At 43.9% G+C, this 9,980-nt stretch carries 7 protein-coding genes; 4 read left to right on the top strand and 3 right to left on the bottom strand.

Going from position 1 to position 9,980, the window contains the following annotated elements:
- The first annotated feature begins 330 nt into the window (after nucleotides 1–330).
- The 3 genes from VN379_RS12095 to VN379_RS12105 all read left to right on the top strand — a co-directional run bounded on the left by VN379_RS12095 (nucleotide 331) and on the right by VN379_RS12105 (nucleotide 4,629).
- A complete protein-coding gene (locus VN379_RS12095) occupies nucleotides 331–2,250 on the top strand; it encodes a TonB-dependent receptor (protein ID WP_325534154.1) in 1,920 nt (639 codons plus the stop codon).
- A gap of 193 nt (nucleotides 2,251–2,443) precedes the next feature.
- Nucleotides 2,444–3,544: an iron ABC transporter permease gene (locus tag VN379_RS12100; RefSeq protein WP_325534156.1), complete on the top strand. Its 1,101-nt coding sequence runs from the start codon at nucleotides 2,444–2,446 to the stop codon at nucleotides 3,542–3,544.
- A gap of 56 nt (nucleotides 3,545–3,600) precedes the next feature.
- Nucleotides 3,601–4,629, top strand: coding sequence for an ABC transporter substrate-binding protein (locus VN379_RS12105; RefSeq protein ID WP_325534158.1), 1,029 nt, complete (start codon nucleotides 3,601–3,603; stop codon nucleotides 4,627–4,629).
- A gap of 20 nt (nucleotides 4,630–4,649) precedes the next feature.
- Here the strand turns inward: VN379_RS12105 and VN379_RS12110 are convergent, their stop codons facing one another.
- Entirely contained in the window at nucleotides 4,650–5,549 is a 900-nt protein-coding gene (locus VN379_RS12110; protein ID WP_325534160.1) for an SDR family oxidoreductase, read from the bottom strand.
- Nucleotides 5,550–5,791: 242 nt separating this feature from the next.
- Here VN379_RS12110 and VN379_RS12115 point away from each other — a divergent pair, with 242 nt between their 5' ends.
- Nucleotides 5,792–6,643 carry a methyl-accepting chemotaxis protein gene (locus VN379_RS12115; protein WP_325534162.1) on the top strand — a complete coding sequence of 284 codons (852 nt, stop codon included), beginning with the start codon at nucleotides 5,792–5,794 and terminating at the stop codon, nucleotides 6,641–6,643.
- 132 nt (nucleotides 6,644–6,775) lie between these two features.
- Here the strand turns inward: VN379_RS12115 and VN379_RS12120 are convergent, their stop codons facing one another.
- Together VN379_RS12120 and VN379_RS12125 are read right to left on the bottom strand one after the other, a co-directional pair.
- The gene (locus VN379_RS12120; RefSeq protein ID WP_325534163.1) at nucleotides 6,776–8,395 is read right to left on the bottom strand and encodes a polysaccharide biosynthesis protein; all 1,620 of its coding nucleotides are present in this window, start codon (nucleotides 8,393–8,395) and stop codon (nucleotides 6,776–6,778) included.
- 54 nt (nucleotides 8,396–8,449) lie between these two features.
- A complete protein-coding gene (locus tag VN379_RS12125; protein ID WP_325534165.1) occupies nucleotides 8,450–9,889 on the bottom strand; it encodes a PIG-L family deacetylase in 1,440 nt (479 codons plus the stop codon).
- Nucleotides 9,890–9,980: the final 91 nt, after the last annotated feature.

Here is a 9,980-nt window from a genome sequence, read left to right on the forward strand (position 1 = left end):
TTATATGACTGTTGTCAGTCATATAAAATGTTATTCCGTACTATTTATGCAAAGCGCCTGGTTTATTATGGTTGCAGTCCCCTCAAAATGATAATTTGAGGTGTTACTTGTAAGTCCATTAGGCAAATTAAATGATTGGGAACGCCAAATTTGTTAGGAGTGGTGATATGAATAAAAAAATAATAGATTAATGCCGCTACCGACTGACTGTCATCAGTCAATCAAAACTCAGAGAATACATAAATGATAAATTATCGATTGCTAAATGGCAAATAACTGCTACATTATAGTGTGTAAGCAGTGAGCAACCTATCTGGGAAGGGGAAGATTATGATTAACAGCAAACAGAAGAAAATATTATGCTCACTAATCAGTAGTGCATTACTGTTCGGAATGACCGGACTGGCTTCGGCAGAGGAGGCCGAACAGGAATATAATTTTGATGAATATGTTGTCACTGCCAACCGTATTCCTGTAAAAGCAACAGAAGTTGCCGCCAACGTTACCGTCATAACCGGCGAGACAATTGAAAAGGGCGGCTTTACACGGATATCGGATGTTTTACGCGATAATAATATCAATACAGGCTCAACCAGTTTTGGTGCATTTCCTGTCCTCAACGGTGATGACCGGGTCTTAGTACTCGTTGATGGCCGTAAAATGAATTGGCCGCACCTGATGTTTAGTGGCAACGACCATGTAGTAAATATTGATGGTATATCGGTAAAAAATATAGAACGCATAGAAATTTTACGCGGACCCGGATCATCCCTATATGGCAGTGATGCTGTCGGTGGGGTAGTTAACATTATCACCAAAAAAGCCGAAGGTAACCGTACTTCAATTGCCTCTGAGTTTGGCAATTGGGGCTTTAAGCGTTATAATCTCACCACAGAAGGCAAAACAGATGATATCAGTTATTTCTTTACCGCCGAACAAAAAAAGCGGGATAATTTCGAATATAAAGAGGCAAATACAGGAAAAAACAAAACACATGCTGCAAGTCAGCTGGACCAGGACTTAATGACTCTGCGTCTTGATAAAGAACTAGGCAACGGTAAGGATATCTCCTTGCAATGGGAGCATACAAATGATCAGACAGGCTTTGGCGCAGCCTTGATGGAGGATGGCAATGCTGCAAATCCAGAAGGGCGGCAGGATCTTACAAGCAACAATCTTGCATTAACCTACCGTTGGAACCAAGACAGCGGAGCAGGCAATTTTGTACGGGTTTATCGCAACACCTCGACCGGAACACTTTATAAATCATTGGTAAAAACAGATGGGGTTAGCCCATATAGCTATGACCTCTACGCCAATGGGGTCGAATGGCAGCAAAACTGGAAGCTAAGTGAAAAGCAGACCCTAGTGGGCGGCGCTAGCTGGCTTAAAGAGCATTTGGATGATCAAGACACTATTAACAGGGGTGTTTCCACTAAATCTGTTTTTCTGGAAAATAGCTGGCGTCTCCCCAGCAAATGGCTGCTTACCGTTGGCACCCGCTATGATGATCAAAGCATTGTTGGCGATAATACAACCTCACGCTTGTCGATAAACCGGGAAATTAACGCAACCACTAACATTTACGCCTCCTGGGGACAATATGTCCGAAACCCAACAGTTGCGCAGCTATTCAGCAATACAATCTATTGGGTCGGCAATTCGGACCTTAAGCCGGAGGAAGGCAATACGGTCACAATTGGGCTTAATACTGAACTGGGCGATGGCACAAAACTACAAACCAGCGTATACAGCAGCCATCTGAAAAATGCAATACAATGGAAATCACTCTGGCCCGATCCTGGATATTATGAAAACGTTGACCGGGAAAAAAGGCAGGGACTGGATATTACCTTAAACAAGACATTGTCGCCACAATGGGATGTGACGGCCGGCTACTCATATGCTCAAATAAAAACTACCGCCAATAGCACTAACTACTATGATGATCCCAAGAACAGTCAACCGAACGGCTATCACTTAGGGTTTAACTACAATCAGGACAAATGGGATGCGGGGCTCACACTGAGGGCAGCAACCAACCGCAGTTTAGAAAAATTCACCTCTAAATCTTATCTGACAATGGACATGACTGTTAACTATCAAATCACTCCAACTACCCGTATTTATGCAAATGCCTACAACCTAACAAATGAAGCCTATGAATTAATTGGCAATGTTTGGTATAAGCCTGGCTCTTACCCGATGGCAGGACGCAACTTCTTTATTGGCATGGAACACCGGATGTAACGGAAATTCTCTCAAGACATGCACTGCTCAGTGGCATTAGCGGGCAGTGCATGTCAGTTTTTTGAGTGATTTATGAAAAATAGTATTTTCTAAATGAAGCGTAAGGGTTAAAATGATAATGATAATCTATTTCAGTTAATCAGGTAGTACGGATTTGACAAACCAAGAATTTAGCCAGGGAGATACAAACTACATGGGACAAAGTAAAATGCACTCTTTAGCTCAACCTGACGGTATCATTCAAAAACAGCGAAATTTTGTTTTAGTGCTGACTTTTTTAGCTGCTATTGCGCTAATCTCCATATTGATTGCGGTAAGTCTGGGATCAGCGAAGATTTCAGCCAATGAGGCTTATCGTATTATCTTGTACAAGCTATTTCACTTAAATATTAATCATATTGCCGAACAGGCATCTTTGGCGCATATGGATATTATCTGGGAAATCCGTCTGCCGCGCGTGATCATGTCAGCCGTTGTCGGTGCAGGGCTGGCGGTGTGCGGGGTAGTGATGCAGGCAGCCGTGCAAAATCCCCTGGCAGAGCCTTACATCCTGGGAATATCTGCAGGAGCGTCGCTTGGTGCAACTTTTTCCATCTTGCTTGGCGGCTTAGCCGGGATGCTGTTTGGCTTAGGTACAGCCGTATGGGCTTTTATGGGTGCTTTGGGGGCCTCACTGTTTGTAATAACCTTATCCAGCATCGGTGGACGGGCCTCTACCGTAAAAATGGTGCTGGCCGGTTCGATCGCCAGTGCTTTATTTATTGCCTTTACCAATTTTATTATTTATATCTCCAGCAATGCCGAAGGTATGCGCAGTGTCACCTTCTGGACAATGGGGTCGCTGGCTGCAGCCAAGTGGGATAACCTGGCACTCCCCATAGCCGGTGTTGGGATATGCTGTATTTTTTTTCTCAGTCAGTTCCGCACCTTGAACACTTTGTTGCTGGGAGAGGAAGCAGCAATTTCTCTGGGCATTGATCTGGGTAAAGTCCGCCGGCTCTATCTGATCATCACGGCTTTAGTCACCGGGTTAATTGTTGCTGCCTGCGGTATTTTCGGTTTTGTTGGTTTAGTTGTTCCGCATGTTGTCCGGGGTGTAATCGGAGCAGATCACCGGCGTTTACTACCAGGAACGATCCTGGTAGGGTCAATTTTCCTGATTTGGGCCGATGTTCTGGCACGTACAATTTTACCAAGCGGCGAATTGCCGATCGGTATTCTTACGGCGCTGGTTGGCGCTCCTTTTTTCATGTATATACTGGTTAAGCAGTCATTTAATTTTGGCGGTCAGTAAGAAAAAGTCTGTGGATGTACATATTCCTGCTTACCAGCAATCATTGGAGGGGCTAAATGATGGACAGGCATAAATGCATAGGGATTGCTTTGAGCATCGTCTTTATATTGCTGGCTACAGCTTGCGGCTCAAATCAAACTGTGACCAGAACTTCGCCGGTTCAGACCGGTTCAACAGCATATCCTGTTACGATAACCAATTATGATTATGTTGAAAATAAAATTGACTTTACCTATCATAAAACCCCGGAAAGAGTGATTGTTACGCATCCCGGGGCCACTGAGCTTTTATTGGACCTGGGGCTGGAGTCCCGGATTTTGGCTACTATCGCCCCTTATGGAAGCCCTGCCTCCAGGATTGCCGAGAAATATAGCAGGCTCAATGTCCTGAAGGCCCCGTATATGCCATCAGAAGAGGCTTTGCTGGAATTGCAGCCTGATATGATTATCGGCTGGAGCCAACAATTTTCGCCTACCGGTATGGGCGAGGTTAAATCCTGGCAAGCCCGGAACGTAGGTACATTTATTCTGTCAAGCACACTATTAAAAACTAAGCCAACACTAGAAACCACGGTTTACAGTAATATTGAAGATATCGGCAGAATTTTTGATATTCAGCCTGTTACCGGTCCATATATTCAGAACTTCAAAACCCGTGTAGCTAAAGTTGAAAGTTTGGTCAAAGACTTACCCCGAAAAAAAACAGTCCTTATTCTGCAGGATCATTTTAATAGCACTTTTTCGCTCTATGACAGCCAGTATTTAATTAGTCACATGGTCGAACTTGCCGGTGGTATCAATCTTTGTGAAAACAAAACTTCATTTGTCGGTGCGGAAAAAGTGTTGGCTTTTGATCCGGATTTTATTATCTTTGTTTCTGTTAATAAAAACAATTTTGCCGAAGATCTTAGTAATGAGGAAGCAATAAACAGCTTACAGGCACTATCAGAGTTGAGAGGTATGCGGGCCATCCAAAATGGCAATATCATTAATCTGCCGTTTTTCACGGTAAACAACGGCGGCATCCGAACTATTGATGCCATTGAAAAGATTGCCGTCAATTTGTATCCTGATAAATTTAACTAGTGTAACTGCAGGGCAGAAACTTAGGATTCTGTCATAACCCCGCCATTTACATGCAATACCTGTCCTGAAACAAAACGTGAATCCTCAGAGGCAAGATATACATAGGTCGGTGCCAGCTCAAACGGCTGCCCCGCCCGCTTCATCGGTGTATCTGTGCCAAATGTCGCGATGTACCCAGCCGGCCAGCTAGAGGGCTGCAGCGGGGTCCAGATCGGTCCCGGGGCGACGGCATTTACACGAATTTCACGCTCAGCCAGTGAGAGTGACAACGAACGGGTAAAGCTAACAATCGCACCCTTGGTGGCCGAATAGTCGATTAGGTATTGACTACCCTCATACGCAGTTACCGATGCAGTATTAATAATTGCACTGCCGGGTGATAAATGGGGCAAAACCGCCTTGGTCATATAAAAAAATCCATATATGTTAGTTCGAAATGTATTATCCAGCTGTTCGGCGGTAATATCCATAATACTGCATTGGGGAAATTGCACCCCGTGATTATTAACAAGGATATTGATCCTGCCAAACCTATCAATGGTTTTTTCAACTACCTGACAAGAAACCTCCTCGTCCCTCAAATCACCAGCAATCGCCAAACATCTTTGCCCGATCTCTTCAATGCGATCCTTAGTGGCCTTTGCATCCCGGTGCTCATACAAATAAACAATAGTGACATCTGCACCCTCTTTCGCAAAGGCTATTGCTGCCGCCCTCCCAATTCCACTATCGCCGCCAGTAATAATTGCTACCTGTCCATCCAGTTTGCCACTACCGTGATACTCATAGTTCTCCGATATCGGAGGCGGGATCATCAGATATTCCAAACCAGGTTGAACGTCCTGATGCTGTGGTGGAAAAGAGATCGGTTGCTCTGTGCACTTTTTCTTTTTATCATAATTAGGGTATTTAGGATACATAAGATGTGCTCCTTCAACACTTTTATTTTATCTTATGCTTATTTTTAATGTTATGTAACATAATCGCTAAAAACCCTCTATAAATTATTGCAAATAATCTAAAAATGGACAAGGATAGTCCAGCCTTTTGTCAAATTATATAACAAATCAATCTATATGAATCTGGTCAATTCTCACAAAGGCAACTGTACTATCCCCCTTCTACTCTAGTAAAGTGTTGATAATTTTGGAGGTGTTGCTCATTGGACGTTGAAGTTGCCAATCGAATTATTAATTTTATTTATGATGAAACAGGCTTCTCTTCTATTGTCTGTAATGATACCGGTCAGATTATTGCAGCTAAAGTAACGTCTAGAATCGGCTCAACCCACAGCGGCTCCCAGAGAATCCTTGCAGAAAAGCTTGACCAGATTGTTATTACTACAGAGGATGAGGAAAAATCGGCTGGACGTATTAAGGCGGGTGTCAATCTGCCGGTAGATTTTCAGGGTAAACGTATCGGGTCATTTGGTATAACAGGTAATCCGGAAATCATCAAACCCGTAGTAAAAATTGCTGCCGGATTAGTGCGGATGGAGTTACAAAATAAAGAGAACAAGGATAGCCTGCGTAGCCAAGCCATCCGGGCAAGTGATTCAATAACTACAATTGCAGAAACTGTAAAAAAACTAGAGCTTGGTCAACAAGAGTTTTCAGCCACAATGCAAAAAGTGGCCGCACTTTCTGCCAAAGCCTCCACCGATGTTAATAATACCGGTGAAATTATTACTACCATTCAACAAATTGCCAGTCAGACCAATTTGTTAGGACTAAACGCTGCTATAGAATCAGCCAGAGCGGGCGAACACGGACGTGGCTTTAGTGTAGTTGCGGAAGAAGTACGCAAACTATCAGATCAAAGTAACCAGTCTGCCAAGGATATTAAAACAATGCTGCAACAATTAAAAGAATCTATGGAGGCAGTAATCAAAAACACTCAACAAACAACCACTATAACAGGCAATCAAAGCACTGCGGTCCAGTCAATCACCACCATGGTTTCAGAACTATATCATGTTTGTGCAGATCTTCGGTCGATGGCAGATGCGAAGTAACCACTATATCATAAAACCTCTTGCAGTAATATCACTGCAAGAGGTTTTGTTTTGTCTGCTTGGGGCAAGACGAGGGGACGGTGGTTGTGTCTTTTTTTATGCTGTAACCCATGCACTTCCCTGGCCTGAAACCTAGCTTCTGTAAAACCCGCATAAAGTCAAAGCGCGGACCAAATAATTGCCTATAATCGGCACCCGTTTTAGGTCTTGTTCGGTCAGTTCTTTCATTAGCAATAAAACAATTCCATACACCCCGGCCGCAACAATCATATCAACTATTATTGTTAGCATTCCACCTGCATGATGAGAAAGAATGCCGTTTACTGTATATAACGCAACCCCCATCACAGCAGTGGCCAGCATAATCTTAGCCAACCCGTTAAACTCCATACGAAATCCAGTATAGTGATAAACAAACGCTAAATTAAGTACAGCAGCCACGCCAATATCAGCATTGGTAGCCCAACCGGCCCCGAGAATACCAAGCCCGGGCAATGCAGTCAGATTCCAATTAAGTACTATTTTTACCACCGCCGCAATCCCCATGTTAACTAATGGTAAAGCGGTATGACCTATACCTTGCAAAATACTTGTTGTCACCTGATGAACACCCAGTAGATACACCCCGAAAGCCACAACCTGGACTACCGGCCCGGCCTGAGGCGCATGATACACGACAGTTGCCACTGGTATGGCCAGAATTGCCAACCCCACTGCAGCAGGAATTGTTACCAGGTTGGTTAGCCTTATGGCTGCAGCAGTCCGGTAATTAATTTGCTGCTTGTTACCCGCTGACTGCGCTTCGGCCATTGCAGGTACCAGGCTTGTGGCCAAAGCTGCCGTAACCAGTGTCGCAAGATTTACGAGCGGCACCGCCATACCTGTCAGGTATCCGAACAATTCGGTGGCTTGTTCTACTGTATAGCCAGCCTCTTCTAACCTAAGAGGTACGATAAAGAGGTCTATGTTAGATACCAAAGGCAACATGATACTTGACAGCGACACCGGCAATGCCAACCTCGTCAGGCGATATAATAGACTCACATCGCTTTCAGGCATAAAATCCTTAGCCTTGAAATTATTGTCAGGCAAAGTACGCTGTAATTTAAAGTAGTAATAAATGAGCACAACCAACCCGGCAGCTGCCCCCACACCCGCCCCCATGCTAGCACCGCCTGCTGCATATTCAATCCCCTGCGGCAACATCAACGCTGCAAAAAGCAACATAGCACCAACGCGAAATAATTGTTCAACAATCTGGGATACAGCTGTCGGCACCATTTGCTGCCAGCCTTGCAAATATCCGCGGAAGCTTGACAAGATGGTAACAAGAAAAATAGCAGGAGCCAGTGCTAAAATGGCAGGATAGGCTCTGGCATCTCTGATAATCTGGTGCTCAATCAGCCAGCCAGCGCCAAAATAGACACCCATGCTCAAGAATAGCCCCGAAATGGCCAGTATTGTCAGGGATAAGTAAAAAACACGATTAGCCCCCCGGAAATCCCGGAGGGCTGCCTTTTCGGCTATAATAATTGAAATAGCTACTGGAAGACCGGCTGAAGACAAGCTAAGAGCAAGAAGATAAATCGGAAAAGCCATCTGATACAGACCGATTCCCTCTCCACCTAAAACCCGGGAAAGAATAATCCAGTTTAATGATCCTATGACTTTTACAATCACTCCGGCTACCGCCAACGCCAGCGTTCCTTTTAAGAGGGAGCTGGTACCATTACTTTTCTTTTGAATAACCATATTCCTTATTATACATCCTCCGCTAACAAACCATAACCACTTTATTATGAATTATTAATACTCTAAAGCATGTTGTAGCAGTACTGGTTGCCACACAGTCTGATTACTGACTGCTCCAAGCCTGTCTTTAGTCAATACCTGAATAAAAAAATACTCCGGTAACCCTTGTTGGGGGTAAGGAATTTTTATGATTACATCATCTTGAAACCGAATGATATTATCCGGCAGTAAATTCGTAGCTACCGCGCTGAAATAAAATTGTTTCTTTTCCCGCTGGAGCTTGTTCTGCCGGACACTGAACTCCACAATTGACACATCATATCTCACATGCGTTGTAGCAAAATCCGGGATCTTAAACCGCAGCCATATGGTCTTATCCTGCAGAGCACCCTTTATATCTATAATATTTGCAGTATGCTCCAGTACGCCAATCGGATTAACCCCTCGTGCTGTAATTAAAATTGGCTCCTTATTTCGCCATGCATTTAAGTCAGATAGCTCGACCGCTGTTACCTCCTGCTTAACGACCGGAATCAGAACCTCTTCAAACAACTCATTTTTCCTAATGAAACTATTCAGCAGGCTTGACATAATTGGAACCCGCAGTTGGCTTACATATGCTTTGACAGATTGCTCTTTAATATATTCAGTGCCAGCGTCTATTACGTATGTCTTCCATTGATTATAAGCGCTTTGCAATGGTCTTGGCGGCAGCAGCACTTCCTCAGTTCTGTATCCATGAGGTATTGGAAAATCACCACGATGAACCAAATAAGTATATAATGCAGGTTTGGGTGATATTCCACTGTCAATAAACCGGACAAAAGCAGCAGCTACAAAAGCCCAGGTTGCAGAATGATCTTGATGCTCGTCAGCAGGATGGGGTGATAAGATCAGGGTTGGTTTGAAATCACGAATAACCTGACCGAGGTTGTCTAACACGGCTTCTCCGGCATATGGGGCATTTTGCTGATAGCTGTTCGTATAAGGGGAATGATCACTGTAGGTATATCTGGATCTGTAGGGCTGACTACTATCCCAGTTATCCGCCCACAAGGCCCTAAGACCCCGGTCAGGGTACCCCAGAAACTCAAGCTGATTCTCCAGCAAACCCAGACAGAGTAAGGCGTGATAGGTTTCAGCCTGTCGATCATATCCAGATTGAATGTAGTCTGAGCTAGTAAGAAACAGCCGGTGAAATTGTTCCTTTACAGCAAGAGTAAAGCCATCACCATTGGTCATGACAACGACCTTAACCTGACCACCACCAGCAAGTACATCGTGCATAATACCCGCACACCCGAGGGTTTCATCATCACAATGAGGCGCAATGACAAGCAGTCTGGTCTCACTGAGTACAATTGGTAATGCCGGCAGCCGTATGTCAGCCTTAGGTTTCTCCTGATAGTAAAAATATAATGAAATAATACCGAATGCAATCAGCACAAAACATATACCTGCTGCCAGCAACTTACAGATATATCGAAGAATCATTATACTCTCCTTTCTAATAAAATTGAATTATCTTTTATTCCCTTACATATATTTAGCAATGTGAGGTGAATACCATGAGAATATTATACAT

The organism is Sporomusa sp., assembly GCF_035561255.1.
Taxonomy (GTDB): Bacteria; Bacillota; Negativicutes; order Sporomusales; family Sporomusaceae; genus Sporomusa.